The organism is Mycolicibacterium sp. XJ2546 (assembly GCF_053483195.1).
The window spans coordinates 111,887-137,514 of sequence record NZ_JBEFRW010000009.1; the positions used below are offsets into that span (position 1 = coordinate 111,887).

Genomic DNA, 25,628 nt, shown 5'->3' on the forward strand with positions numbered 1-25,628 from the left:
GGCGGAAGGGATTCGGACCCATGAGTTCGGCAACCGTACTCGACTCGATCATCGAGGGAGTCCGCGCCGACGTCGCCGCCCGTGAGGCCGTCATACCGTTGGCCGAGATCAAGGCACGCGCCAAGGACGCCCCGCCGCCGCTTGATGTGATGGCTGCGTTGCGTGCGCCCGGCATCGGCGTGATCGCCGAAGTCAAACGTGCCAGCCCCTCGCGCGGCGAGTTGGCGCCGATCGGTGATCCGGCCGAGTTGGCCCGCGCCTACGAGGACGGCGGCGCACGCATCGTCAGCGTGCTGACCGAACAGCGCCGGTTCAACGGATCCCTTGAGGATTTGGACTCTGTGCGCGCCACGGTGTCAATTCCGGTGTTGCGCAAGGATTTCATCGTCCGGCCGTATCAGATCCACGAGGCACGCGCACACGGCGCGGACATGCTGCTGTTGATTGTCGCGGCGCTGGAGCAGCCGGTGCTGGATTCGCTGCTGGAACGCACCGAATCGCTGGGCATGACTGCGCTCGTCGAGGTGCACACCGAGGAGGAAGCCGACCGGGCGCTGTCGGCCGGTGCCACCGTGATCGGCGTCAACGCACGGGATCTCAAGACGCTCAACGTCGACCGTGATTGCTTCGCGCGGATCGCGCCGGGGTTGCCGACCGACGTCATCCGCATCGCGGAATCCGGGGTGCGCGGCCCCGCCGACCTGCTGGCCTACGCCGGCGCGGGCGCTGACGCGGTGCTCGTCGGCGAGGGGTTGGTCACCAGCGGCGACCCCCGCGGCGCCGTTGCCGATTTGGTCACTGCCGGCGCGCATCCGTCGTGCCCTAAACCCTCACGCTGACACGTGGCCGACCTCACCGGGCCGGAACTGCCGCGTTCGAGCGCCGGCGTCGCCGAACCCAGCGGCCATGACCCCGACACCCGCGGCCACTTCGGCGCCTACGGCGGACGGTTCGTTGCCGAGGCGCTGATGGCGGTCATCGAGGAAGTCACCGCCGCCTACGAGAAGGCCCGCGGCGATCAGACGTTTCTCGACGAATTGGACCGGCTGCAACACCATTACAGTGGACGGCCGTCACCGCTGTACGAAGCTGAGCGGCTCTCCGAGCACGCCGGCGACGCACGGATCTTCCTGAAGCGAGAAGACCTCAACCACACCGGATCCCACAAGATCAACAACGTTTTGGGCCAGGCCCTGCTCGCGCGGCAGATGGGCAAGACGCGGGTGATCGCCGAGACCGGGGCGGGCCAGCACGGGGTGGCTACCGCGACGGCGTGCGCGCTGCTGGGCTTGGAGTGCGTCATCTACATGGGCGCCGTCGACACCGCGCGCCAGGCGTTGAACGTGGCGCGGATGCGGCTGCTCGGCGCGGAGGTGGTGTCGGTCGAGGCGGGTTCCAAGACCCTCAAGGACGCCATCAACGAAGCGTTCCGCGACTGGGTCACCAACGCCGACAGCACCTACTACTGCTTCGGCACGGCCGCGGGGCCGCACCCGTTCCCGATGATGGTGCGTGACCTTCAGCGGGTGATCGGCCTGGAGGCCCGCGCGCAGATCCAGGCCCAGGCGGGCAGATTGCCCGACGCGGTGACGGCGTGTGTGGGTGGCGGCTCCAACGCGATCGGCATCTTCCACGCGTTCATCGATGATCCGACGGTGCGGCTGGTCGGCTACGAAGCCGCCGGTGACGGCGTTGAAACCGGCCGCCACGCCGCGACTTTCACCGGCGGTTCACCGGGGGCCTTCCAGGGTTCGTTTTCGTATCTGCTGCAGGACCAGGACGGCCAGACCATCGAATCGCATTCGATTTCAGCCGGTTTGGACTATCCGGGCGTCGGCCCCGAACACGCCTACCTGAAGGACATCGGCCGTGCGGAGTACCAACCGATCACCGACGCCGAGGCGATGGACGCGTTCGGGCTGCTGTGTCGCACCGAGGGCATCATCCCGGCCATCGAATCGGCGCATGCGGTGGCAGGCGCTTTGAAGTTGGGCCGCGAAATCGGCCGCGGCGGCGTCATCTTGGTTAACTTGTCCGGCCGTGGCGACAAGGATGTCGAGACCGCCGCGAAGTGGTTCGGGCTGCTGGACGGTGCATCGTGAGTCGACTGGGGCCACTGTTCGAAGCGTGCCGTGCCGAGCAGCGCGCGGCGTTGATGGGCTATCTGCCGACCGGGTTCCCCGATGTGCCGACGTCGATCTCGGCGATGACGACGTTGGTGAAGTCGGGCTGCGACATTGTCGAGGTCGGGATCGCGTATTCGGATCCCGGGATGGATGGCCCGACGGTCGCGGCGGCCGCAGATGCGGCGCTGCGCGGCGGGGTGAGGGTGCGTGATGCGCTCACCGCGGTCGAGGCGATCAGCGACGCCGGCGGCCGAGCCGTGGTGATGTCGTACTGGAATGTGGTGCTGCGCTGGGGCGTCGATGCGTTCGCGCGTGATCTGGCATCGGCCGGTGGGCTGGGCATCATCACCCCGGATCTGATCCCCGACGAGGCAGACGAGTGGTTCGCAGCGTCAGATGCCCACGATCTGGACCGAATCTTCCTGGTGGCGCCGTCGTCGACGCCGGAGCGGCTGGCGACGACGGTGGAGGCGTCACGCGGGTTCGTCTACGCCGCTTCGACGATGGGGGTGACGGGCGCACGCGACGCGGTGTCGGCGGCGGCCCCCGAACTGGTGCGTCGCGTGAAGGACGTGTCCGACATCCCGGTCGGGGTGGGGCTGGGTGTGCGCTCGCGGGAGCACGCCGCGGAGATCGCGGCCTACGCTGACGGGGTGATCGTGGGCTCAGCGCTGGTCTCCGCGCTGGAAAACAGCGTGGAAGTGCTCGGAAAGCTGACCGAGGAACTGGCCGACGGTGTCCGGCAGAGGGTCACCGCGTGACGACGACCGTCCTGGCCTACATTCCCAGCCCGTCGCAGGGCGTCTGGCAGCTCGGCCCGGTGCCGCTGCGGGCCTACGCGCTGTTCATCATCGTCGGCATCGTGGCGGCGCTGATGATCGGGGACCGGCGTTGGGCGGCCAGGGGCGGCGAACGCGGCGTCATCTACGACATTGCGCTCTGGGCCGTGCCGTTCGGTCTCATTGGCGGTCGGCTCTATCACGTCATCACTGACTGGTGGCGCTATTTCGGCGAGGGCGGTGCGGGCCTCGCCGGGGTGATCCGGATCTGGGACGGTGGCCTGGGCATCTGGGGCGCGGTGGCGTTCGGCGGGGTGGGGGCGTGGATCGCATGCCGTCGCCGCGGTATTCCGCTACCGGCGTTCGGCGATGCGATCGCGCCGGGAATCATTCTGGCCCAAGGCATCGGCAGGCTCGGCAACTACTTCAACCAGGAGTTGTACGGCCGCGAGACGACGGTGCCGTGGGGTTTGGAGATCTACGAGCGCAGGAGCTCCAACGGTCTCATCGACAACCTCAACGGCGTGTCGACCGGTGAGGTGCTGCAGGTCGTACACCCCACGTTCCTGTACGAACTACTGTGGAACCTCCTGGTTTTCGCGTTCTTGATCTACGTGGACCGTCGGTTCACGCTCGGGCACGGCCGGTTGTTCGCGATGTATGTCGCGGGTTATTGCCTCGGCCGGTTCTGGATCGAGCTGTTGCGGGTCGATGATGCGACGCTCATCGACGGCGTGCGAATCAATTCGTTCACGTCGACGTTCGTGTTCATCGGTGCGGTGGTCTACATCATGGTTGCGCCGAAGGGCCGCGAAGATCCGGCCATGCTGAAGGGCAAGGCGGTGTCCGCCGAGGACGTGACCGAAGAGCTTGCGGCGGTGGGCGCGACGGCGGGTGTGGTGGCTGCGGCGAAGGTCGCTGTCGACGACGAGCCCACGTCCGAGGCCGCGAGCGAAGCGGAGAAGCTCACCGCCGATGTCCTTAGCGCACCGTCGGAAGATATCGCCTCGGCGGAAAAGTTTGCCGCGGAAGGTGAGCCCGAGGCGGCGGAGGAGCCGGACACCGAGTCCGAGGCCGCTGCGGAAGCCGAAGAGCTCGCCGAGGATGTCGAGGAAGCGCCGGCAGAGGACATCATCGAGGCGCAGGACTTCGCGGAGGCCAAGGAAGACGCGGAGACTGAGGCTGCCGTCGACGATGTCGATGAAGGCGAAGAGCTCGCTGCCGAACTCGACGAAGCCGCCGATGCGATGGCCGAAGAGGTGGCTGTCACGGAGGCAGCCGGCGCGGATACGGTCGAGCCTGAGGCCGGCGTCGGTGCGGTCGAGGGGCTGAAGGAGGCCGAGCCCGAAACGGACGGGGACTCGGGGGCATCCGATTCTGACGCTACGGGCGAGACTGCAGTCAGGGCTGTCGAAGCCGACGAGCCTGATGCTGGTGTGGGTGCGGCCGAGGGTGAGGCGGCCGTCGAGGGGCTCGAGGAGGCCGAAGACGTCGCCGCCGAAGTCCATGAAGGCGCCGACGAAGCCGACGAGGAGGCCGAGCCCGAAACGGACGGGGACTCGGGGGCATCCGATTCTGACGCTACGGTCGAGACTGCAGTCAGGGCTGTCGAAGCCGACGAGGCTGAAGAAGTCAACGAAGCCGCGGAGCCTGATGCTGGTGTGGGTGCGGCCGAGGGTGAGGCGGCCGTCGAGACCGAAGACGTCGCCGCCGAAGTCCATGAAGGCGCCGACCAAGCCGACGAGACTGCGGAGGTCGAGGACGCCCAGCCCGAGGCAGGCGTCGGTGATGTAGAGGACGACGACACCGACGAGACGGCCGAGGCCAACACTGAGCAGGACAGAGCCGACACCGAACAGTCGAAGACCGTTTCTGTTGAATCAGCCGCCGAGTCGGGAGGACGCTTACGCCGCTGGATGCGAAGGCGGCGGAGGACCTAACGGGCTCGGTTATCCACAACTGCGAATTCATCCACAGGCCTAAGGTAACGCCTTCGCAGCGAGGCGCCCGGCAGCAGGGTCGACGAATACGGTGCTGCGCCGCTTCCCGCTCACGTACGAGAAGTGTTGGTACACAACGGAACTGCATTATCACGCCGCTGCGTGTCGGGGCTGCCGCGCCGACCATCCCATCGCAGTACAGACCGCCACCTCTTGCGCGGACCGACTGGTCCGGTTTTGTCGGTAGGTGCTGTCATGATGCGGTTATGTCTTCGTCGACCGCATCTGATGCCGTGGAGTTGAGCTCCGTTGAGCGGCTGGATGGGTTGTTTGATGAGTTGGCGGAGTTGGCCGGTCAACGCAATGCCATTGATGGACGCATGGTCGAGATCGTGGCCGAGATCGACCGTGACCGGTTATGGGGATCGACTGGGGCGCGGTCGTTGTCGGGGTTGGTGGCCTGGAAGTTGGGGGCATCGACCAAAACCGCCACCACGATCACTGCGGTGGCTCAGCGCTGGGAAGAGTTCCCGCGCTGCACCCAGAGTCTGCGCGAGGGCCGGGTGTCGTTGGATCAGGTCGGGGTGATCGCCCAGTACGGCGGGGCGGGATCAGATGATCATTACGCGCAGTTGATCGAGTACGCCACGGTCAGCCAGTTACGCACGGCCACCAAGCTCGAACCGCCGCGTGACCCCAAACCCAAACGCGACTCCTACTACGACGCCGACCCCGACCCTGATGCCGAGCCGCAGCCCGCGCCGGTGCCCGAGCCGACGATTTCGAAGACCGTCGATGTGGATGGTTCGCATCGCTATCACATCACCCTGCCCGCGATCGAGGCCGCCAAACTCGACGCGGCGTTGCATGCCCATCACGAGGGGATGCTGGCCGATTGGAAACACGACCGCGACACCAGCGACAGCAGCGGCAGCGTTGAGCACCCGGGCCCGGAAGCACCGCCGATGCCGACGCTGGGGCAGGCGTTCGTGCATCTGGTGGAAAGCAGCTGGGATGCTGAGGCCGCGCGGCGCCCGCACGGGCAGCGCACCACCGTGGTCGTGCATGTCGATGTCAACGACCGCATCGCCTCGTTGCATCTGGGCCCGCTGCTGGCCGATGCCGATCGGCAATACCTGCTCTGTGATGCCAGCTGTGAGGTGTGGTTTGAACGAGACGGTCAACCCATCGGAGCCGGACGCAGCACGCGTTCGATCAGTCGCCGGTTGCGTCGGGCGTTGGAGTATCGCCATCCCACCTGTGCGGTGCCCGGTTGTGGGGCCACCCGCGGTCTGCACGCCCATCACATCCAACATTGGGAAGACGGTGGGCTCACCGAACTCGACAACCTGGTGCTGGTGTGTCCCCATCATCACCGGCTGCACCACCGCGGGTTGATCACCATCACCGGGCCCGCTGATCGCCTGACCGTCACCGACAGCGCCGGACGCACCATGAGCAACGCATCACTGGCGCGCCCACCCACCACCGCCGCACCCGCGGTGCCTCCATGCCCGGGTCCGACCGGTGAACGCGCCCAATGGTGGTGCTATGACCCCTACGAACCCCCACCCCAACCGCTGAACTAGCACCCGGTCCGCCGATGCCCAAACCACATGCGGCATCGAAGGATTCAGGCTGCGTCGACTCGGCGAAGTGCCGGCTAACGCCCCGGGGTGACGTGGAAGTCGCGGTCGTCCGGCTCGCTGAGCATCGTGGCCATCGTCCCGCGATCATAAGGCCAAAGATCGACGGTGCCTTCGTCGGTGAGATACCACGAGTTACAGCCGGTGTTCCAGACCGTCGGGCCCAGCGCGGCAGCGACGTCGTCGTTGAACTTGGCGGTTGCTTCCTCGGTGACCTCCACAGTGTCGATGTCACCGTCGCGAAACCTGGTCAGCCACTGGGCGATATAGCGTGCGGTGAGTTCGGCGGAGTACTGCAGCAGGATTGAACCGGTCGGCGAATTCGGCCCGAGCACCGTGAAGAAGTTCGGAAAGCCAGGAATGGCCGTCATGCGATACGCACGCGGGCCCTTCGCCCACACATCGTCGATCGACACACCGTCACGGCCCCGTAAGTTCATCGGCCGCATGTAGTTATGCGCGTGAAATCCGGTAGCCAACACCAGCACATCCAGATCGACCTCGACGCCATCCGCCGTCCGAACACCACCTGACGTGACCGCCTCGATAGGCGACGTCACCAACCGTGCGTTGGCAGCCCGCAATGCACGGTAATAGGAACCCGAGACCACCTGGCGCTTGCACAGCGGTTCGTAGTCCGGCGTCAGCCGTCGCCGCAACTGCGCGTCACGCACCTGAAAACGCAACGACGACCGCGCATATGCCTGAACAAGCCTCCGTCGCCAACTCGGCCGGGTGGTGACGTCGGCCAGAATTCCCGACCCCTGCAACAACACCTCGTACAAGCCACGGTTCAGCCCCGGCCGCCCAGTCAACAGTTTGCCCACCAACTTCGGTTGTCGCAGGTTTGTCGGCACCCACATCACCCATTGCGGGGTGCGCACGAAATGCGTGATTTCGGTCGCCTCGGGTTGCAACGCCGAAACGACCTGGACCCCGGTAGAACCATTCCCAATGACACCGATTCGGCTGCCGCGCACTTCGACGCGGTGATCCCAGCGGGCCGTATGCGCCACCTGTCCCTCGAACGTGGCCAATCCCGGTATCTGCGGCGTGTACGGATGATGCAGCACACCGGTTGCTGCGATCAGGAAGTCGGCGTCCCACCGTGTGCCATCACCTGCGACCACTCGCCAACCGGTCCCAGTGAACTCCGCGGCGACGACCTCGGTATTCAACCGGAGATACCGGTCAAGGCCGAACCGGTCGACGACGTCGCGCAGATACCGCTGGATCTCTGCCCCCGGCGCGAAGACCGACGACCAGTCCGGTTTAGGCGCGAACGAGAACTGATACAGCTGCGACGGCACGTCGCACGCCAGCCCGGGGTAGCGGTTCCAATGCCATACGCCTCCGACGTCGGCACCCTTCTCGAGGATGGTCATGCCACGAAAACCAGCCCGCTGCAGCGTCACTGCCGTCGCGATACCCGCGATACCAGCCCCGATGATGACGACCGTTGGTTCCCGGCTCATCGCTGCAACATACTTCCCGATCGAAAAGGTGGGTTTTCCTTACTTACTGGGCCGAACGGATTCTGGCATGCTGGCCCTATGACTGAGCCGCAGTTCGGTGGCAACGAGAACTCCAACCCGCCTCCGCCGCCACAGCAGCCGTATCCACCACCTGGCCAGTACGGTCCGCCACCAGGTGGCTACCCGCCCATCTACACCGACCCGGCCGCGCCGTTCGGGCGTCACCCGCTGACCGGTGAACCGCTTTCGGACAAGTCCAAGGTGGTCGCCGGCCTGCTGCAGTTGGTCGGGCTGATCGGGATCGTCGGCATCGGCCGCATCTACCTGGGCAACACCGGCCTGGGCATCGCCCAACTCATCGTGGGGCTTATCACCTGCGGTGTCGGTGCCGTCATCTGGGGCATCGTCGATGCCGTGCTGATCCTGACCGACAAGGTGCGCGATCCGGAGGGGCGTCCGCTGCGCGATGGCACCTAGCGCCACCTTCGGCCGGAAACGGACATATGGCGCGCTCGGGACGGGCGCCCTGGCGGTGGGCGCGCTGACCTATGTCGGCCTGGCCGACCCGCACCGCACCGACTTCTTCTTTCCCGCCTGCCCGTTCAAGGCGCTGACCGGGCTCGACTGCCCCGGCTGCGGCGGTCTGCGCATGACCCACGATCTGCTCCACGGCGACCTGGCCGCGGCCGCCGCCGACAACGTCTTCCTCCTCGTGGGCCTGCCGTTACTGCTGATCTGGGCGCTCGCGCGGTGGCGGCAGAATCGACCAGTGTGGAACATCCCCGTCGTCGTCCTCATCATCGTCACCACCGTGACCTGGGGGGTGGTCCGTAACCTTCCCGGTTTTCCGCTCGTCCCGACGATGCTCGACGGCTGACTGACCGACGCACGAAAGACACAGGCGCACTAGGGATTCACACGCCCGCACCGGACACACCCGCCGGGGGCGCGCAGCCCAGCATCTGAATCGATCAACGACTATGCTGAACAGTCGTGAGTAGACGCGGAAAGATCGTCTGTACGTTGGGGCCGGCCACCGCTTCTGACGAGGCCGTCAGGGCGCTGGTCGACGCCGGGATGGACGTCGCGCGGCTGAACTTCAGCCACGGCGGATACCCCGATCACGAAGCGAACTACAAGCGTGTCCGCGCCGCTTCCGACGCCTCCGGCCGCGCCGTCGGGATACTCGCCGATCTGCAAGGTCCCAAGATCCGGCTCGGCCGGTTCGCCGCCGGGCCGACCTACTGGGCCACCGGCGACACGGTGCGCATCACGATCGACGACCTGGAAGGCACCCAAGACCGGGTCTCGACGACTTACAAGCGGTTAGCCGAGGACGCCAAACCAGGCGACCGGGTTCTGGTCGACGACGGCAACGTCGGCCTCGTCGTGGAAAGCATCGACGGCAACGACGTGGTGTGCACCGTCACCGAGGGCGGGCCGGTCAGCAACAACAAGGGCATGTCCATGCCCGGTATGAACGTTTCGGCGCCGGCGCTGTCCGAGAAGGACATCGACGATCTCGAGTTCGCGCTGCGCCTCGGCGTCGACCTCGTCGCGCTGTCGTTCGTTCGCTCACCCGCCGACATCGAGGTCGTGCACGAGGTGATGGACCGCGTCGGCAGGCGCGTCCCCGTCATCGCCAAACTGGAGAAGCCGGAAGCCATCGACAACCTCGAAGCGATCGTGTTGGCGTTCGACGCGATCATGGTCGCCCGAGGCGACCTCGGTGTGGAGCTGCCGCTCGAAGAAGTCCCGCTGGTCCAGAAACGCGCCATCCAAATGGCAAGGGAGAACGCCAAACCCGTCATCGTCGCCACCCAGATGCTGGAGTCGATGATCGAGAGCTCCCGTCCGACGCGCGCAGAAGCCTCCGATGTCGCCAACGCGGTGCTCGACGGCACCGACGCTGTCATGCTCTCGGGGGAGACGTCGGTGGGCAAGTACCCGCTGGAATCGGTCCAGACGATGGCCCGCATCATCTCGGCGGTCGAGGACATTTCGGTGGCAGCCCCGCCGCTGACCCACGTGCCGCGCACCAAACGCGGCGTCATCTCCTATGCCGCACGCGACATCGGCGAACGCCTGGACGCCAAGGCGCTTGTCGCCTACACGCAGTCCGGCGACACCGTGCGCAGGCTCGCGCGACTGCACACACCGCTTCCGCTGCTCGCGTTCACCTCGCTACCCGAGATCCGAAGCCAGCTGGCTTTGACGTGGGGCACGGAAACATTCATCGTGCCGCACATCCAGACCACCGACGGCATGATCCGGCACGTGGACCAGTCGTTGCTGGAACTGGGCCGCTACAAGCGCGGCGATCTGATCGTGATCGTCGCGGGAGCCCCGCCCGGCACCGTGGGTTCCACGAACATGATCCACGTGCACCGCATCGGCGAGGAGGACGTATAAGACGTATAAACAGGCCTGTGTCTTCCGACGAACCGTCCGCACGGGCAGTAGCCAGCTCAGCAGACTTCGACGAACTGCTGGCGATTCTCGACCTCAAACAAACCGACGAGAACCTCTACGTCGGCAAGCATCCCAGTAAGAACCCGGTCCGCACCTTCGGCGGCCAGATGATGGCGCAGGCTTTCATGGCCGCGAGCCGCAGCCTGAAGCATCTGACCCCGCCGAGCGCGCTGTCCGCGCACTTCATCGCCGGTGGCGACCCGCAGAAAGACCTCGAGTTTCACATCGTGCGCCTGCGCGACGAGCGCCGCTTCGCCAACCGCCGTGTCGACGTGATGCAGGACGGTCAGCTGCTGACCACAGCGATGGTGTCCTATCTGTCGGGTGGACGCAGCCTCGAGCACGGCATCAAGCCGCCCGAGCTGCCGGGCCCGCAGTCGGTGCCCCCGGTCGACGACCTGCTGCGCGGCTACGAGGACGTCGTACCGCATTTCGTCAACGCGCTGCGCCCGATCGACTGGCGCTACACCAACGACCCCACCTGGGTGATGCGCAAGAAGGGAGAGAAGCTGCCGCACAACCGGGTGTGGATGAAGGCGCTGGGCCAGATGCCCGACGACCCGGCCGTGCACGCCGCGGCGCTGGTGTACTCCTCGGACACCACGGTGCTCGACTCGATCATCACCACCCACGGGCTCTCATGGGGTTACGACCGGATCTTTGCGGTCACCACGAACCATTCGGTGTGGTTTCACCGGCCGATCCGTTTCGACGACTGGGTGCTCTACTCGACGTCGTCGCCGGTGGCCGCTGACTCCCGCGGCCTGGGCACCGGGCACTTCTTCGATCCGTCCGGTCAACTGCTGGCGACCGTCGTGCAGGAAGGTATCGTCAAGCACTTCCCGGCGACCTGATCGCTACGGGGTCGGGGTGACCGTGACGGAGAACTGGTCTTCGACGCGTTGTTGGAACTCAGTGGCGCATTGCTCGAGGGCCGCCTGATCATTGCCGGCTTGTGACACGCAGTCCAGGTAGTCGGTGCCGCCTGCCCTGTCGAATCCCCACACCAGCAAGGTGATCGCGGCGATCGCCTCGATGATGCTGAGGATGCCCAGGATGATGCCGGCCACGGCCATGCCGCCGTTGGTCGCCTCACCGCGCTTGGCTCGGCCCCAGCCGAGGAAACCGAAGATGATCGCCACGACGCCGAGCACGACGCCGAAGATGATCGACAGCAGCGCGACGATCGCGATCACCAGCGAGGCGATGCCGAAACCGTTCTTGGGGCCCGTCGGTGGCAGTGGGTAACCGCCGTAAGGCTGCTGTGGCGGCGGGGGCGGCGGATAGCTGCCCGGGTACGCGCCGTACTGGCCGGGTGCGGACGGCGGCAGAGTCGACGGCGGGGTCGGCGGCGGCGTCTCGGGTCTGTCCGGTTCGCTCATACCGACGAGGCTACCCCGGGCATGTCGAGGTTAAGGACGCGACAGCGAACATCTTTGGGCAGATGGTGGGTCGCGACGACGACGGTGCGGTCGGCGCCGAACAGCCCGCCCGGGGTGAGCAGCGCGGTCAGTATTTGCTGACCGCTGTCGGCATCGAGATGTTCGGTGGGTTCGTCCAGCAGCACAGTCGGCGCCGCGCAGATCAAGGCGCGGGCCAACAGAAGCCGTCTGCGCTGTCCCGCGGACACCGCGGCCGCACCGCCGACCAGCACGGTGGACAACCCGTCGGGCAGCCCCTCAAGCCAGTCCCCAAGGCCGACGCGGCACAAGGCGTTTCGCAGCTCGTCGTCGGTGGCATCACCGCGGGCGACCAAGAGATTGTCGCGCACGGTGGTCGCGAACATGTGCGCGTCCTCGGCGAAAAATGCGGTTTCTGAGGGATTTTCGGCCATCGCCATCAGCAGCGTCGTCTTTCCTGAGCCGCTGGGGCCCAGCACCGCCAGCCGGGAGCCCCGTGGCAGTTCGATTGGAGTGACCGGTGGGCGCACGCGGTCGACCGGCGTGGTCAACTCGGCCAGCCGGCGTGCGGCGATGCGCGAACGGGTCAGCTGCACGGCTGCGGCGGGCAGCGCGGTCGTCGCCTCGAAAGCCGACAGCGGCAGCAGCATCAGGATCGCCACCGTCATCGGCGCGACGGTATCGGCGATCGCGATCGCGGCCACGACCGCGCCGAGCACGCTGAGCCCCACCGCGGCCGTGGGCGCCGCCGCAGCAACGGCACCGGGTGCGGCCGCCCGGTCGGTGTGGTGACCCCAGTCCCGGTGGCGGCGGCCCGCTTCGGCGATGACGTCGTCGAGACGCCCGCCGACCCGAAGCTCCGGGGCATGCTCGAGCGCGAGCATCACCGCGACATCACGGCCGGAATGATGCTGTGCGGCAACTGCTTCCGCGGCTGCCGCGGCGCGCGCAGCGGCCCACGGCGCGACGACGCCCGCGACGAACAGGCAGATCGTCAACACGGCCGCCGCCGCAGGCGAGATGACCGCGATCACCGCCACCGCCGTCACCGAGAGCACCGCGGCCACGGCGATCGGCAGCACCGCCCGCACCAACACATCGGCCAACTCGTCGACCGAGCCGCCGATCCGGGCCACCAGCTCACCGCTCGGGAGCCGCGACGCCACACCGGTCGGCGCGTCGGCCAGCCGGCGGAACAGGGTTTCGCGGACGTCGGCGGCCGAGCGTAAGGCGGTGTCGTGTGACGCCAGCCGTTGGCAGTAGCCGAGCACGCCGCGGGCGATGCCCAGCGCGCGGACCGCGACGACGGCGACCGTCAGATGCAGCACCGGCGGCATCTGCCACGCCCGGGTGATGAGCCATGCGGAGATCGCGGCCAGCGCCAACGCGCTGCCCAGCGACAGCACCCCCAACATGGCCGCCAACGCCAGTCGCGGAAGTCGGGGCCGCAGCAACTCAAGCATCGACGAGGCTTCCCATGCGCAGCACCCGGTCGCCGATCGCGCAGACGGTGTCGCGGTGGCCGACGACCAGCACGGTGGCTCCCGCGCGGGCCCGTGCCACGATGGCGTCGAGCACGCGCGCCTCCATGCGGGCGTCGAGGTGCGAGGTCGGCTCGTCGAGCAGCAGCACCGGCGCGGGCGACCCCAGCGCCCGGGCCAGCCCGAGCCGCTGGCGCTGGCCCAACGACAGCCCGACGCCGCCGCGGCCGAGCATGGTGTCCAGCCCGTCGGGCAGCGAAGCGAGCACCTCGTCGAAGCCCGCATCTTGGCAGGCGGTCTGCATATCGCGCAGCGGCCCGAACAGCTCGAGGTTGTCGCGCACGCTGCCGGGGATCAGCACAGGGCGGTGCGGCAACCACGTCACCTGCCGCCACCAGTTCTGCGGCGCGAGGTCGGCGACCTCGATGCCGTCGACCAGAACCCGTCCGGGATGCAGTCCGAGGACCGTCTCCAGCAGGGTGCTCTTGCCGACGCCGTTCGGGCCGGTGAGAACAGTGACCCGGCCCGGCTCGACGTCCGCGTTGAGCACGTCGAGATGGATGGTGGCGCCGCGCGCCGACACGGTGCGGGCGCCCGGGGTTCGGCGCGGCAACGTGTCGAGGAGCCGAAACGCCTTGTCGGCGGCGGTCTTACCGTCCTGGGCGGCATGGAACTCCACCCCGACGCGGCGCAGCGGCCAGAACACTTCCGGCGCCAGCAGCAGCGCCGTCAACCCGGCCGTCAGCGTCATCTCGCCGAACACCAGCCGCAGCCCGACGCCCACCGCGACCAGCGCCACCCCGAGCGTGGCGAGCAGTTCCAGCACCAGCGCGGACAGGAACGCCATCCGCAACGTGGACATCGCCGAACGCCGGTGTGCCGCGCCGAGTTCGGCGATGCGTTGCGCTGAGCCACCGACCCGCCCGAGCGCGCGCAGCGTCGGGATCCCGGCCACCAGGTCCAGCAACCGCGCTTGCAGCGTGGTCATCGCCGCCAATGCCGCCGCCGAGCGGTCCTTGGTCAGCAGCCCGATGAGCACCATGAAGATCGGGATGAGTGGCAGCGCGATCAGCACGACGACCGCCGATGGCCAGTCGTACACGGCGATCGTCAGCACCGCGGCGGGGGTGAGGATGCCGGCCAGAAACACCGCGGGCACATACGCGGTGAGGAACGGACGCAGACCGTCCAGGCCGCGGGTGATCACAGCGGCGGCGGTGTCGCGTTCGGCGGCGAGTCGGCGCGATGGCAGATCAGTGACCGTGCGCAGCACCTGATCGGACAGATCGGCGATCACCGCCGTCGCGCCGGCTTGCGAAAGGCGCCCCTGCGCCCACTGTGCGAGCGTACGAAACAGCCAGAGCGCCAGCAGAATAGCCAGCGGGCCGGTCCAGTGCGACGGTGACCGCGATGCGGGGTCGGTGATCACACCGGCCACGATGCGGGCCAGCACCACCGCCGATCCGATGGTCGCCGCCGCGATGACGACCCCGCAGGCCACCGACATGGCCAGGTAGCGGCGCATCGCCGCCGATGCGCGCACGAGGTTCACGGTGAACGCCTGGTCAAGCCCGCCGGCGCCGGGATGTGTTCGGCGGAAACCCGTTGCCGGAACACCCAATACGTCCACCCCTGATACATCAGGATCAGCGGTGCGAACGCCAGCGCGGCCCAGGACATGATCGTCAGCGTGTACGGGCTCGACGACGCGTTGTAGATCGTCAAGCTCCAGTCCGGGTTCAGCGACGACGGCATCACGTTCGGGTAGAGCGCGCCGAACATCAGGACCACCACCGCCGCGACGACGAGGGTGGTCGACGCAAAGGCCCAGCCGTCACCGGTGCCGCTGACCATCCACAGGAGCGCCGCCACAAGGGCCACGACCGCGACGGCCAACACGATCCAGGTCCAATCCTTGCCGTGCGCCAGTTGGGTCCACAACCCGAAACCAGCCACCGCCGCCGTCACCGGCAGCGCCAACAACCTCGCGAAGTGCAGCGCGTCATCGCGCAGCGCGCCAGCGGTTTTCAGCGCGACGAACGATGCGCCGTGCAGCAGGAATAGACTGCAGGTCGCCAGCCCGCCGAGCAACGTGTAGGCGTTGAACAGGTCGCCGAAGGATAGGCGTAGCTGTTTGTCAGCGTCGACGGGCAGCCCCTGCAGCAGTGCGGCGAATACCACACCCCACAGGATCGCGGGGACCCACGAGCCCGCGGCGATGCCGACGTCGGCCCATCGCTGCCATACCGGATCGTCGATCTTGCCGCGCCACTCGATGGCGACCACCCGCAGGATCATTGCCAGCAGGATCGCCAGCAGCGGCAGATAGAACCCGGAGAACAAGGTGGCGTACCAGTCCGGGAACGCGGCGAACATCGCGCCGCCCGCGGTGATCAACCACACCTCGTTGCCGTCCCACACCGGGCCGATGGTGTTCAATGCGGCGCGACGGTGTTGTTCGGGGTCGCCCTTGGCGACGCGGCCGAACGGGCCCATCAGCATGCCGACGCCGAAGTCGAAACCTTCGAGGACGAAGAAGCCCAGAAACAGCCCGGCCATCACGACGAACCACAGTTCCTGCAGCCACATGTGCCGTCACCTCCTCAGTACGCGAACGACAGCGGCGCCACGTCGTCGTCCTCCGGTGAGTGCGGCGGTGCCGGTTCAGCGTCGTGTTCGGTGGGTCCTTGGATCACGTAGCGGCGTATCAGCCAGAACCAGATCACCGCCAGCACCCCGTACACCACGGTGAACGTCGCCAACGACGCCACGACCATGCCGACCGAATGTCCCGAGACGCCTTCGGCGACGGTCAATCTGATCATCTGGTCGCCGGTCGGGTTGGGCACCACGACCCAGGGCTGGCGGCCCATCTCGGTAAATATCCAGCCCGCGCTGTTGGCCAGAAACGGCGTCGGCAGGGTGGCCAGCGCGAACCGGGTGAACCAGGGGGACTGCGGGATTCGGCCGCCGCGAGTGAACCACAGCACGGCAAGCGCGAAAAGCGCCGGGACTGCGAGCAATCCGATCATGGCGCGGAACGACCAGTACGTCACGAAGAGGTTCGGCCGGTAGTCGCCGGGGCCGAACTTCTCCTGGTACTGCTCCTGTAGGTCCTTGACGCCTTCCAGGTGTACCCCGGAAAACGTGCCCTCCGCCAGGAACGGTAGGACGTAGGGCACCTCGATCAGGTGTACGACGCTGTCGCAGTTGTTGTGCGTGCCGACGGTCAGGATCGAGAAGTACGGGTCGGTTTGACTGTGGCACAACGATTCTGCCGAGGCCATCTTCATCGGTTGTTGTTCGAACATCAGCTTGCCCTGGATGTCTCCGGTGAAGACGAGGCCGGCGCTGGACACCAACACGACAAGGCAACCGAGCACGGCGGCCGGCCGGTAGAGGGTCTGCGCGTCAGCCGTCGGCCCCTGACGATGGGTTCGGACCAGCCACCACGCGCAGACGGCTGCGACGAACGTTCCGGCGGTCAGGAAGGATCCGAACACCGCGTGGGCGAACGCGGCGATCGCGGTGTTGTTGGTGAACAACGCCACGATGCTGGTCAGCTCGGCACGACCGGTGTCGGGGTTGACCCGTGCGCCGACGGGGTGCTGCATCCACGAGTTGGCGGCGATGATGAAGAACGCCGACATGTTCACCGCGATGGCCACGACCCAGATGCAGGCCAGATGGACCAACCGGGGCAGCCGGCTCCATCCGAAGATCCACAGCCCGATGAACGTGGACTCGAAGAAGAATGCGGCGAGGCCTTCCATGGCCAGCGGAGCGCCGAAGACGTCGCCGACGAAGCGGGAGTACTCGCTCCAGTTCATCCCGAACTGGAACTCCTGGACGATGCCGGTGGCCACCCCGAGGGCGAAGTTGATCAGGAACAGCTTGCCGAAGAACCGGGTCAGCCGATACCAGGCCGGGTTGTCGGTGATCAGCCATGCGGTCTGCATGACGGCGATCAGCGGCGCCAGCCCGATAGTCAGCGGCACGAAGATGAAGTGGTACACGGTGGTGATGCCGAACTGCCACCGCGACACATCGAGCGCGTCCATCTGCCCTTCTTTCGTGGCTGTGCAACCAGCCTACGACAGGGCGTAGTAGACGTCAGCGTGTGTTAGGTCACCGGTGTCTCTGCCTCGGGCGTCTGGGTCTCAGGCGCCGTGGCCTGGGGTGACGGCGTTTCGGTGTCCTGGTCCTTCGAGGCCTTGCGGATGGCGAACGCGGAAACCACCTCGAACACACCTAGGACAACGAGCCCGATCCCGGCAACCAGGGTCAGCGCCGCGAGCGACGGGAACGGCAGTGCCAACAGGATGACGCCGGCGATCAGGTTGAGCACGCCGATGAAGATCTCCCATGCGCGGCCGGGCAGGGTGGGGTCGCTGATCGCCGACACCGCGGTGGCCACACCACGGAAGATGAACCCAATACCGATCCAGATCGCCAGCAGCAGGATCGACTCCTGCAAGCTGCGGAAACACAGCACCGCCAGGATCAGCGCCGCGGCGCCGCTGATGAACAACAGCACCCGCCCGCCGGCCGAGATGTGCAAGCTGAACGCGAAGATCACCTGCGCAATACCGGCAACCAACAGATACGCGCCGAAGAAGATCGCCGCGATGATGATCGTGATTCCCGGCCAGGCGAGGATCAGCACGCCGAGGATCAGGGCGATGACGCCGGAGAGCAGCGTCGACTTCCAGAGGTGTTGCGACAGGTTGGGTGGGGCTGGGCTTTCCATGCGCGAAGTCTGGCACAAAGCAGCATCCAAAGACCTGCTTTCCCGCACCACCGACCCGCAGATTGACGCTTGCGCAAATCTCTCCACGCGTCGCGCGCAAACGGTGTGACATGCACACTGGAGACTAGTGTTCGGTCGCACAGTGCGTATTCGGTACGATGATCAACCACCAGCAACCGTATGAGCACAGTCACCTGCCGCAACCGAGCAAACGAGGAGTGATGATGACACGGACCGTCCTGCGCCGGGGCGCCGCCGCAACGGTGGCCGCTTTACTCGTTGCGACAGGCGCCGGGCTGGCCGTCGCACCCGCGCACGCCGGCGAGAAGGACGACCAGTTCATCGAGTACCTGGACCAGAAGGGCGTGCCGTACTCCAATAAAACGGAGGCCATCCGCGTTGCCAAGGACTTCTGCCTGGCGCGGACGAGGCAGAACGCACCCAAGTGGCGCGCGGCCTACCACCTCGCGAACGATCAGGGCTGGACCGAGACCGAAGCCGCCCACTTCGCCGAGGCTGCGATACCGACGTACTGCCCGCGAGTCTGGCAATAGGCGCGGGTCCGAGTTCTCCTGCTCCCGCCTTAGCTCTCCACTACTGTTCCGTTACCGGTCTTGCAAACCGGTTCCCGGGAGGCAGAAAGCCGAGGGTGAAGCGTGTCAGGTGCGGGTCAAAACCGTCGAAGGGCACTGTGGCGCATCGCCACAGCGGGTGCTGCGGCCAGCGCCCTTGCGCTGTCGGGTTGCGCTGGCAACACGGCCACAGACGACACCGCCGCACCGACCACCACGGCGCCTGCGCAGAAGATCGACAAGATCGCCAATACCGTGCCCGAGGCGATCAAGTCGTCCGGAGAGCTGGTCATCGGCGTCAAGATTCCCTACCCGCCCAACGAGTTCAGAGATCTCAGCGGCAAGATCGTCGGCTTCGACGTCGACCTGATGAACGCGATCGCCGCGACGCTGGGGGTGGCACCGGACTACCGTGAGTCCGATTTCGCCAAGATCATCCCGTCCGTCCAGGGCGGCACGTACAACGTCGGCATGTCGTCGATCACCGACACCAAAGAGCGGGAGGAGTCCGTCGACTTCGTCACGTACTTCAGCGCGGGCATCCTGTGGGCGCAGCGTCCCGGTGAGCCGGTCGATCCGAACAACGCATGCGGAATGAAGGTGGCGGTGCAGGCCACCACCATCCAACAGGTCGAGGAACTACCCGCCAAGAGCAGAACCTGCACCGACGCCGGTCGACCGCCGATTGGGATCGTCTCGTTCGACGGGCAAGACGCGGCTACCGACGCGCTGATCCGAGGCGAAGTCGATGCGATGTCGGCGGATTCGCCGGTCACGTCCTATGCCATCAAGCAACGCAACGGCAAAATCGAGGCGGCAGGTGAGATGTTCGATTCAGCGCCGTACGGATGGCCGGTGCAGAAGGGTTCGCCCTTGGCGCAGTCGTTGCAGATGGCCCTTCAGCATCTGATCGACACCGGTACCTATGAGGAGATCGCCAGGAACTGGGGCGTCGAGAGCGGGATGATCGACAAGCCGGTCATCAACGGCGCCACCAACTAGGGATTGCGCGGTGATGCGGAACACGCCCGACCCGGCCGCCCCGCTATGGCGGGCGGCCCAGGTGTTCCGGTTGCTGAGTTGTCTTTACGCGCTTGGTTTTCAAATCGCGGTCAACCCCGCGCTGGACCGGCCGGTGCTCGGCTGGCTGCTGTTCGGTGCGCTGATCGCGTGGAGCGCAGCCTGTGCGGTCGCCTACCTGAGCGGGTTCGGCCGACGCCCGTCGTGGGTGCTGGCTGAGATCGTGGTGGTGCTGGTGTTGATCCTGTCCACCGAACTGGTTGCCTCGCAGCAATGGGCGCTTGACAACCAGTCCTGGCCGACGACGTTGTGGGCCACCAACGCCACGATCTCGGCGGCGATCCTGTTGGGCCCGATCGCCGGCATGCTGACCGGGGTGGCGGTGGTGATCGCCAGCATGGCGGTAAAGGGCGTCGTCACTTACGATCTGGGCCGCAACGCCACCATCGTCATCGAACTGGCTGTCGGTCTCGCGGTCGGCATGGCCGCCCAGACCGCGCGCAGGGCACACGCCGAACTGTCCGCCGCGGCGCGTCTGGCCGCCGCACAGCAGGAGCGGGAACGGTTGTCGCGAGAGGTGCACGACGGCGCCATTCAGGTGCTCGCGTTGGTATCGCGGCGCGGCCGCGAAATCGGCGGCGACACTGCGGAACTCGCGCAGCTTGCCGGTGAGCAGGAGCGGGCGCTGCGGCGGCTGGTGAGCTCCGGCGATGCCGAACCGCGGGTCGGGCAGATGACCGACATCGGGGCGCTGTTGCGGTCGCGCGCATCCGATCGGGTGTCGGTGAGCCTGCCCGCCGAACCCGTGCTGCTCGACGCACACACCGCGACCGAACTGTGCGCGGCAGCCACCAACGCGCTGGACAACGTCGCCGCCCACGCCGGACCGGGCGCCCGGGCCTTCGTGCTGCTGGAGGATCTGGGTGACTCGGTGACGGTGAGCGTGCGCGACGACGGCATCGGCATCCCCGACGGCCGGCTAGCCGAGGCCGTGCATGAAGGGCGCGTCGGCGTGGCCAAATCGATTGTGGGACGGATGGCTTGGCTGGGCGGAACCGCCAAGCTGCACACCGGACCGGAAAGTGGAACGGAATGGGAACTGACGGTACCCCGACGGTGATGGTGGTCGACGACCATCCGATCTGGCGTGACGCGGTGGCCCGCGACCTGGCCGAGGACGGGTTTGACGTCGTCGCGACCGCTGACGGGGTCGGGACCGCTCGGCGCCGGGCGGCCGCCGTGCAGCCCGACGTCGTCGTGATGGACATGCGCCTCGCGGACGGCGACGGTGCGATGGCCACGACGGAGGTGCTCGCCGTGTCACCGTCGTCGCGCATCCTCGTGTTGTCCGCCTCCGATGAGCGCGACGACGTCCTGGAGGCGGTTAAGGCTGGGGCCATCGGATATCTGGTCAAGAGCGCGTCCAAACAAGAGCTCGGCGATGCGGTACGGGCGACGGCCGATGGCCGCGCGGTGTTCACCCCGGGTTTGGCCGGTCTGGTGTTGGGGGAGTACCGCCGCATCGCGAAGAACCCGGCGCCGGGCCCGCAGACACCGAGCCTCACGGAGCGGGAGACCGAGATCCTGCGTCATGTCGCGAAAGGGTTGACCGCCAAGCAGATCGCCGCACGGCTGTCGTTGAGCCACCGTACGGTCGAGAACCACGTGCAGGCGACGTTTCGCAAACTTCAGGTTGCCAACCGCGTTGAACTGGCCCGTTATGCGATCGAGCACGGGTTGGACAAGGAATCCGAGTAGTCCTACTCATCCGGAAACGCTCGTCGCGCTGCGACGATGACGCCATGAGCGAACCGCAGCATGCCGTCATCGCCCGGCTGTCGGCCGACTTCTCCGCGATCTCGCAGTACATGGCGCGGGTCTCAGCAGACCTGACGTATTTGGACCGACTGCTTTCGGAGCGCACGTCGGGCGCGCCCGCGCCGGCACCGTCGTACTGGCCGCAGTACGCCCAACCGCAACAGGCGCCGTCCCAGCCGACGCAACTCACGGCGGCCCCACCTGTGACGCCGACACCGCCCAGACAACCCCGCGACGACGGCTGGATCGGCAAGGTGCTCGCCGTCGCCGGCGTCGCGGTCACGTTGATCGGCGTCGTGCTGCTGCTGGTGCTGGCCGCCCAGGCCGGCATCCTGCGACCGGAGATCCGCGTCGCGGCCGGCGCCGGGCTCGCCGCCGCGCTGGTGGCCACCGCGGGCTGGCTATGGAGTAGGCCCGGGGGCCGGACCGGCGCGATCGCGTTGGCGGCCACCGGCGTTGCCGCGGCCTACATGGACGTCATCGCCGTCACCACGATCTATGACTGGGTATCGGCGCCGGTCGGTCTCGTCATTGCCGCGGTGATCGGCGGTGCCGGGCTGACGTTGGCCCGGCGCTGGGACTCCGAGCAACTGGGACTGCTGGTGCTGGTCCCGCTGTTGCTGCTGGCGCCGGTCCTGGTCGGCACCGTCAACCTGCTGCTCGTGGCGTTCATGCTTGCGTTGGCGGCCGCCTCGCTGCCGGTGCAGCTCGGCAAGGACTGGATCTGGTTGCACTGCGCTCGAACCGCCGCGGCCACCGTTCCGCTGCTGATGGCCCTGCTCGCCGTGAGCTTCGACGACGGCCACGATCCGGCGCTGGCAGCGGCGTGCGCTATCGCGGCGGGGTTGGCGCTCCTCGGCGCGCTGATCCTGTCGCCGTGGACCGCGAACCGGATCGGGATGGCGCTGCTGACCGGCGCCGGGGTGCTGCCGGCGCTGTGTGTTGGCCTGGCGGCGGACCGGCTGGTGGCCGCCGCCATGGCGGCTGTCCTGGCGGCGGTGCTGCTCGCGTTCGTGCTTCTCGGTGGACGGCTACCCGCGGTTCAAGGCGGTGCTCGGCAGGTGTGGGCGGTGTTGTCGGCGGTCGCGGCGTTGATCGCCGTGCTGGTCGCATTCGACGGGCACATCGCCGCGCCGGTGCTGCTGGCGATGGCGGTTGTGGTGGCCGTAGCGGGCCGCTCCGACGCGGTCGCGAGGTGGGCCGCGGTCGGGTTCACCGTCGTGGGCGGCGCTTTCTACCTGAGCTATGCCCCGCCCGACACCTTGGTCGAGGCCACCGCCACCCCGTCGGCGACGGGTATCTCCACGCTGATCGCGAGCCTTCTGCTGATCGCATGTGCCGCGGCGATCGTGTGGTCGTTTCCGGGTCGTGATTCGACGGCCTGGGCCGGCGCGGCCGTCGTGGTGGTCTATGCGCTCACCGCGTTCACCGTCACGGCCGGTGTGCTGATCGGCGGTGTGGAAGGCGGCTTCTTCGGTGGGCACATGGCAGCGACCATCTGCTGGATCGCCCTGGCCGCGGCGCTGTTCGGCTACGGGGCACGGCTGCCGCGCGCGGACCGCTCACTGCCGATCGGCGGCGGACTGGCACTGGTTGTCGCCGCGATGGCCAAGCTCTTTCTGTTCGATCTTTCAACGTTGGACGGCATCTTCCGGGTGGCCGTGTTCATCGTCGTCGGGCTGGTGCTATTGGGTATGGGCGCCGGGTACGCACGGCTGCTCGAGCGCCAGGACCAGCAAAAAGAGCAGCCGGTGTGATACGCATCATATGCTAAACTGGATTGAGTCCAATCTAGGAGATGTTGGAGTGGATATGACCAAGAACGCACGTCGAACCGAAGACGATGTCCAAGAATTTGTCGCCTCGACCGAACTGAGCGCGAACCTACAGCGAGTACTTATCGACCTCATTGAACTGCACCTCCAGGGTAAGCAGGCGCACTGGAACGTCGTCGGGACCAACTTCCGCGACCTTCACTTGCAGCTCGACGAACTCGTCGACCTGGCCCGTGCGGGCAGCGACGTCGTCGCCGAGCGGATGCGCTCCCTGTGGGCTGTTCCGGACGGCCGTACGGACACCGTCGCAGCCACCACGACCCTTCCGCAGTTCCCTGGCTTTGAGCAGAGCGCGAGCGAGGTCGTCGACCTGATCGCGACCCGTACCTACGCCGCTGTCGACACCATGCGCAAGGTGCGCGACGCCGTCGAGGCTGAGGACCCCATCAGCGCCGACATCCTGCACGGGCTGATCGACGGTCTGGAGAAGCAGGCCTGGCTGATCAAGTCGGAGAACCGGAAGGTCTAATCCGATCGCATCGTTTCGCGCCGGAGCGGGTACTCCGCTCCGGTGACCGTGACACGAGACATACGCGCTTCGCGCCAACAGGTGTGGGACGTAATGGCCGACGGGTGGACTTATTCGCAGTGGGTGGTCGGTAACAGCCGGATGCGGGCGGTGGACCCGAACTGGCCAGACCCCGGCTCCAAGATCTGCCACTCCATCGGCGTTTGGCCGCTGTTGCTCGACGACGTCACCGTCGTCGAGCACAGTGAGCCGTTGGAGCAGCTGGTGCTGCACGCGAAGGGCCGTCCCATCGGGGGCGCGCGGATAACATTGCGGCTCAGCGATATCCCCGGCGGCTGCCGGGTGGAGATGGAGGAGTGTCCGGTCAGCGGGCCCGCCGCTGTGCTTCCGGACCGGCTGTCTGACCTCGCGGTGTGGCCGCGCAACCGTGAAACGCTGTGGCGGCTGGGTGCACTGGCCGAACGGCTCAACCCCGCCGAGGTGTCGGATTAGCTGACCGGGCGCAGTTCGACGGCGCGGCGGGTGGCCGCGTCGTCGCGGCGCCCCACCAGGTACCAGGTGTACATCACGCCCTTACCTTTGACGTCGACCGCGCCGCGCTCCTCGAACAGGTACGAATCCTTGAGCCGCTCATAGACGTTTTGCGGGACCTGGATTCGGCCTTCTTCATCGGTGGATTCCATGCGCGCCGCGACGTTGACGGTGTCGCCCCACACGTCGTAGAAGAACTTGCGTGCCCCGACGACGCCGGCAACCACGGGGCCGGCCGCCAACCCGATGCGGATCGGCACGATACGGCCGTGCGGGTCACGGTAATCCGCGACGGCTTCGGCCATGTCCAGCGCAAGGCAGGCCAGCGCCTCGAGGTGGTCCTCCCTCGGGTTGGGCACCCCGCTGACCACCATGTACGAATCACCTGTGGTCTTCACCTTCTCCAAGCCATGCCGATCGACCAGCGCGTCGAGATCGGTGTAGAGGCGATCGAGAAACCGCACCAGATCGCTGGGTGTGGTGTCGCTGGCGCGCTTGGTGTATCCGGCGATGTCGGCGAGCAGAATCGAGGCGTCGTCGTACTTGTCGGCGATGATGTTGTGGGTCGGATCCTTCAGACGCTCGGCGATGGTGGCCGGCAAGATATTGGCCAGCAGCTGTTCGGACCGGTCGTATTCGGCCTCCATCGCCAGCCGGGCGCGCCGGATTTCCCGCATCGCGTACCAGATGGTCGCCACCAGCAGGAGCCACGCGGTGATCACCGTCAGGACAAACGACATTTGAAACGCCCATGGCGGTTGCGCACCGGTGTCGTTGGGCACCAGGAACTCGAGCAGGATGACCGCCGCGGCGCCGACGGCCATCAGCACGGCCGCTACGACCATATGGTCCAGACCGAGGACCACAAGCGTGATCGCCGCGGCGACCACGAAGTACAACTGCAACCCGGTGCCGGTGCCCAGGTGCACGCACAACACGGTGATCGTCGCGTAGGCGACCACGAAGTACACCAGCGGCGCCACGAGTTCCCCGAACCGGCAGAGGGAGGGGATCGTCATGAAGACCAACGCGCAGCCGAAGTTGAGCAGCGGAACCCACCAGATGTTCCCCTCGACCAGCACGGCTTGTACCCCGAAGAAGGCGATGATGGCAGCGCTGATCCGCGCGGTCATGCTCAGCACCCGGCGATGACGCTCCGCGGTCTTGATGTGGTGGCGAGTTCGGGCCGGCGCTCGACTCTCCAGTGCCACGTCGGGCACGCAGACCGCTCGGAAGTTCGCGACCACCGTCAAAGCGTAACCGCCGCACACCGTGCCGACCTGCGATTTTGCCTCCGCCTCGCACTCGGCTTAG

General features: G+C 66.9%; 24 protein-coding genes. 16 read left to right on the forward strand and 8 right to left on the reverse strand.

Features of this window, described 5'->3' with window-relative positions; translation table 11 throughout:
- The first annotated feature begins 20 nt into the window (after positions 1 to 20).
- From trpC to ABQE44_RS16460, 5 genes are all read left to right on the forward strand, one after another.
- Entirely contained in the window at positions 21 to 839 is an 819-nt protein-coding gene (gene trpC / locus ABQE44_RS16440; RefSeq protein WP_448394416.1) for an indole-3-glycerol phosphate synthase TrpC, read from the forward strand.
- Positions 840 to 842: 3 nt separating this feature from the next.
- On the forward strand, positions 843 to 2,102 hold the full coding sequence (trpB, locus tag ABQE44_RS16445) for a tryptophan synthase subunit beta (RefSeq protein ID WP_448394417.1): 1,260 nt from the start codon (positions 843 to 845) through the stop codon (positions 2,100 to 2,102).
- Positions 2,099 to 2,887 carry a tryptophan synthase subunit alpha gene (gene trpA / locus ABQE44_RS16450; RefSeq protein WP_448430863.1) on the forward strand — a complete coding sequence of 263 codons (789 nt, stop codon included), beginning with the start codon at positions 2,099 to 2,101 and terminating at the stop codon, positions 2,885 to 2,887. Before trpB ends, trpA begins: the two co-directional genes overlap by 4 nt.
- Positions 2,884 to 4,845, forward strand: coding sequence for a prolipoprotein diacylglyceryl transferase (gene lgt, locus ABQE44_RS16455; protein WP_448430865.1), 1,962 nt, complete (start codon positions 2,884 to 2,886; stop codon positions 4,843 to 4,845). The genes trpA and lgt overlap by 4 nt, the downstream gene beginning before the upstream one ends.
- 266 nt (positions 4,846 to 5,111) lie before the next feature.
- Positions 5,112 to 6,434, forward strand: coding sequence for an HNH endonuclease signature motif containing protein (locus ABQE44_RS16460; RefSeq protein WP_448430867.1), 1,323 nt, complete (start codon positions 5,112 to 5,114; stop codon positions 6,432 to 6,434).
- Positions 6,435 to 6,508: 74 nt separating this feature from the next.
- On the opposite strand, the gene ABQE44_RS16465 is transcribed toward ABQE44_RS16460, so the two are convergent.
- Positions 6,509 to 7,966 carry a flavin-containing monooxygenase gene (locus tag ABQE44_RS16465; protein ID WP_448430869.1) on the reverse strand — a complete coding sequence of 486 codons (1,458 nt, stop codon included), beginning with the start codon at positions 7,964 to 7,966 and terminating at the stop codon, positions 6,509 to 6,511.
- A gap of 78 nt (positions 7,967 to 8,044) precedes the next feature.
- On the opposite strand from ABQE44_RS16465, the gene ABQE44_RS16470 reads away from it, so the two are divergent.
- From ABQE44_RS16470 to ABQE44_RS16485, 4 genes are all read left to right on the forward strand, one after another.
- Positions 8,045 to 8,443, forward strand: coding sequence for an NINE protein (locus tag ABQE44_RS16470; RefSeq protein WP_448430871.1), 399 nt, complete (start codon positions 8,045 to 8,047; stop codon positions 8,441 to 8,443).
- A complete protein-coding gene (locus ABQE44_RS16475) occupies positions 8,433 to 8,843 on the forward strand; it encodes a DUF2752 domain-containing protein (protein ID WP_448394423.1) in 411 nt (136 codons plus the stop codon). The genes ABQE44_RS16470 and ABQE44_RS16475 overlap by 11 nt, the downstream gene beginning before the upstream one ends.
- Positions 8,844 to 8,959: 116 nt before the next feature.
- On the forward strand, positions 8,960 to 10,378 hold the full coding sequence (pyk, locus tag ABQE44_RS16480; protein ID WP_448394424.1) for a pyruvate kinase: 1,419 nt from the start codon (positions 8,960 to 8,962) through the stop codon (positions 10,376 to 10,378).
- Positions 10,379 to 10,395: 17 nt separating this feature from the next.
- Positions 10,396 to 11,292 (forward strand): acyl-CoA thioesterase II, encoded by an 897-nt coding sequence (locus tag ABQE44_RS16485; protein ID WP_448394425.1) that lies wholly within the window; start codon positions 10,396 to 10,398, stop codon positions 11,290 to 11,292.
- Positions 11,293 to 11,295: 3 nt separating this feature from the next.
- Here ABQE44_RS16485 and ABQE44_RS16490 read toward each other — a convergent pair whose 3' ends face one another.
- From ABQE44_RS16490 to ABQE44_RS16515, 6 genes are all read right to left on the reverse strand, one after another.
- Positions 11,296 to 11,820, reverse strand: coding sequence for a DUF4190 domain-containing protein (locus tag ABQE44_RS16490; RefSeq protein ID WP_448394426.1), 525 nt, complete (start codon positions 11,818 to 11,820; stop codon positions 11,296 to 11,298).
- The gene (locus ABQE44_RS16495; protein WP_448430873.1) at positions 11,817 to 13,301 is read right to left on the reverse strand and encodes an ATP-binding cassette domain-containing protein; all 1,485 of its coding nucleotides are present in this window, start codon (positions 13,299 to 13,301) and stop codon (positions 11,817 to 11,819) included. The genes ABQE44_RS16490 and ABQE44_RS16495 overlap by 4 nt, the downstream gene beginning before the upstream one ends.
- Positions 13,294 to 14,844, reverse strand: coding sequence for a thiol reductant ABC exporter subunit CydD (gene cydD, locus ABQE44_RS16500; protein ID WP_448430937.1), 1,551 nt, complete (start codon positions 14,842 to 14,844; stop codon positions 13,294 to 13,296). Before cydD ends, ABQE44_RS16495 begins: the two co-directional genes overlap by 8 nt.
- 23 nt (positions 14,845 to 14,867) lie before the next feature.
- Entirely contained in the window at positions 14,868 to 15,908 is a 1,041-nt protein-coding gene (gene cydB / locus ABQE44_RS16505) for a cytochrome d ubiquinol oxidase subunit II (RefSeq protein ID WP_448430875.1), read from the reverse strand.
- 14 nt (positions 15,909 to 15,922) lie between these two features.
- Positions 15,923 to 17,380, reverse strand: a complete 1,458-nt coding sequence (locus ABQE44_RS16510; protein ID WP_448394429.1) for a cytochrome ubiquinol oxidase subunit I — start codon at positions 17,378 to 17,380, stop codon at positions 15,923 to 15,925.
- Between the two features lie 62 nt (positions 17,381 to 17,442).
- Entirely contained in the window at positions 17,443 to 18,069 is a 627-nt protein-coding gene (locus tag ABQE44_RS16515; RefSeq protein ID WP_448430877.1) for an HdeD family acid-resistance protein, read from the reverse strand.
- Positions 18,070 to 18,293: 224 nt separating this feature from the next.
- On the opposite strand from ABQE44_RS16515, the gene ABQE44_RS16520 reads away from it, so the two are divergent.
- From ABQE44_RS16520 to ABQE44_RS16550, 7 genes are all read left to right on the forward strand, one after another.
- Positions 18,294 to 18,623: a DUF732 domain-containing protein gene (locus tag ABQE44_RS16520; RefSeq protein ID WP_448394431.1), complete on the forward strand. Its 330-nt coding sequence runs from the start codon at positions 18,294 to 18,296 to the stop codon at positions 18,621 to 18,623.
- A 102-nt stretch (positions 18,624 to 18,725) separates the two neighbouring features.
- Positions 18,726 to 19,643 carry an ABC transporter substrate-binding protein gene (locus ABQE44_RS16525; protein WP_448430879.1) on the forward strand — a complete coding sequence of 306 codons (918 nt, stop codon included), beginning with the start codon at positions 18,726 to 18,728 and terminating at the stop codon, positions 19,641 to 19,643.
- A gap of 13 nt (positions 19,644 to 19,656) precedes the next feature.
- A complete protein-coding gene (macS, locus tag ABQE44_RS16530; RefSeq protein ID WP_448394501.1) occupies positions 19,657 to 20,781 on the forward strand; it encodes a MacS family sensor histidine kinase in 1,125 nt (374 codons plus the stop codon).
- On the forward strand, positions 20,754 to 21,419 hold the full coding sequence (locus ABQE44_RS16535) for a response regulator (protein ID WP_448430881.1): 666 nt from the start codon (positions 20,754 to 20,756) through the stop codon (positions 21,417 to 21,419). The genes macS and ABQE44_RS16535 overlap by 28 nt, the downstream gene beginning before the upstream one ends.
- Before the next feature lie 44 nt (positions 21,420 to 21,463).
- Entirely contained in the window at positions 21,464 to 23,236 is a 1,773-nt protein-coding gene (locus tag ABQE44_RS16540) for a DUF2339 domain-containing protein (RefSeq protein WP_448394434.1), read from the forward strand.
- 55 nt (positions 23,237 to 23,291) lie between these two features.
- The gene (locus tag ABQE44_RS16545; protein ID WP_448394435.1) at positions 23,292 to 23,783 is read left to right on the forward strand and encodes a Dps family protein; all 492 of its coding nucleotides are present in this window, start codon (positions 23,292 to 23,294) and stop codon (positions 23,781 to 23,783) included.
- 42 nt (positions 23,784 to 23,825) lie between these two features.
- On the forward strand, positions 23,826 to 24,275 hold the full coding sequence (locus ABQE44_RS16550; protein ID WP_448394436.1) for an SRPBCC family protein: 450 nt from the start codon (positions 23,826 to 23,828) through the stop codon (positions 24,273 to 24,275).
- On the opposite strand, the gene ABQE44_RS16555 is transcribed toward ABQE44_RS16550, so the two are convergent.
- Complete coding sequence (locus ABQE44_RS16555; RefSeq protein ID WP_448394437.1) at positions 24,272 to 25,561, reverse strand: adenylate/guanylate cyclase domain-containing protein; 1,290 nt, start codon at positions 25,559 to 25,561, stop codon at positions 24,272 to 24,274. The two genes, ABQE44_RS16550 and ABQE44_RS16555, sit on opposite strands and share 4 nt — an antisense overlap.
- Between the last annotated feature and the right edge of the window lie 67 nt (positions 25,562 to 25,628).

What these genes read in the sequence shown, in the direction of transcription:
- trpC (WP_448394416.1), top strand. Translation starts at nt 21, where the DNA reads ATGAGTTCGGCAACCGTACTCGACTCGATCATCGAGGGAGTCCGCGCC.
- ABQE44_RS16535 (WP_448430881.1), top strand. Translation starts at nt 20,754, where the DNA reads ATGGGAACTGACGGTACCCCGACGGTGATGGTGGTCGACGACCATCCG.
- cydB (WP_448430875.1), bottom strand. Translation starts at nt 15,908, where the DNA reads ATGTGGCTGCAGGAACTGTGGTTCGTCGTGATGGCCGGGCTGTTTCTG.
- ABQE44_RS16460 (WP_448430867.1), top strand. Translation starts at nt 5,112, where the DNA reads ATGTCTTCGTCGACCGCATCTGATGCCGTGGAGTTGAGCTCCGTTGAG.
- ABQE44_RS16510 (WP_448394429.1), bottom strand. Translation starts at nt 17,380, where the DNA reads ATGGACGCGCTCGATGTGTCGCGGTGGCAGTTCGGCATCACCACCGTG.
- ABQE44_RS16465 (WP_448430869.1), bottom strand. Translation starts at nt 7,966, where the DNA reads ATGAGCCGGGAACCAACGGTCGTCATCATCGGGGCTGGTATCGCGGGT.
- ABQE44_RS16540 (WP_448394434.1), top strand. Translation starts at nt 21,464, where the DNA reads ATGAGCGAACCGCAGCATGCCGTCATCGCCCGGCTGTCGGCCGACTTC.
- ABQE44_RS16490 (WP_448394426.1), bottom strand. Translation starts at nt 11,820, where the DNA reads ATGAGCGAACCGGACAGACCCGAGACGCCGCCGCCGACCCCGCCGTCG.
- cydD (WP_448430937.1), bottom strand. Translation starts at nt 14,844, where the DNA reads ATGCGCCGCTACCTGGCCATGTCGGTGGCCTGCGGGGTCGTCATCGCG.
- ABQE44_RS16470 (WP_448430871.1), top strand. Translation starts at nt 8,045, where the DNA reads ATGACTGAGCCGCAGTTCGGTGGCAACGAGAACTCCAACCCGCCTCCG.
- ABQE44_RS16495 (WP_448430873.1), bottom strand. Translation starts at nt 13,301, where the DNA reads ATGCTTGAGTTGCTGCGGCCCCGACTTCCGCGACTGGCGTTGGCGGCC.
- ABQE44_RS16475 (WP_448394423.1), top strand. Translation starts at nt 8,433, where the DNA reads ATGGCACCTAGCGCCACCTTCGGCCGGAAACGGACATATGGCGCGCTC.
- macS (WP_448394501.1), top strand. Translation starts at nt 19,657, where the DNA reads ATGCGGAACACGCCCGACCCGGCCGCCCCGCTATGGCGGGCGGCCCAG.
- ABQE44_RS16515 (WP_448430877.1), bottom strand. Translation starts at nt 18,069, where the DNA reads ATGGAAAGCCCAGCCCCACCCAACCTGTCGCAACACCTCTGGAAGTCG.
- ABQE44_RS16520 (WP_448394431.1), top strand. Translation starts at nt 18,294, where the DNA reads ATGACACGGACCGTCCTGCGCCGGGGCGCCGCCGCAACGGTGGCCGCT.
- ABQE44_RS16545 (WP_448394435.1), top strand. Translation starts at nt 23,292, where the DNA reads ATGACCAAGAACGCACGTCGAACCGAAGACGATGTCCAAGAATTTGTC.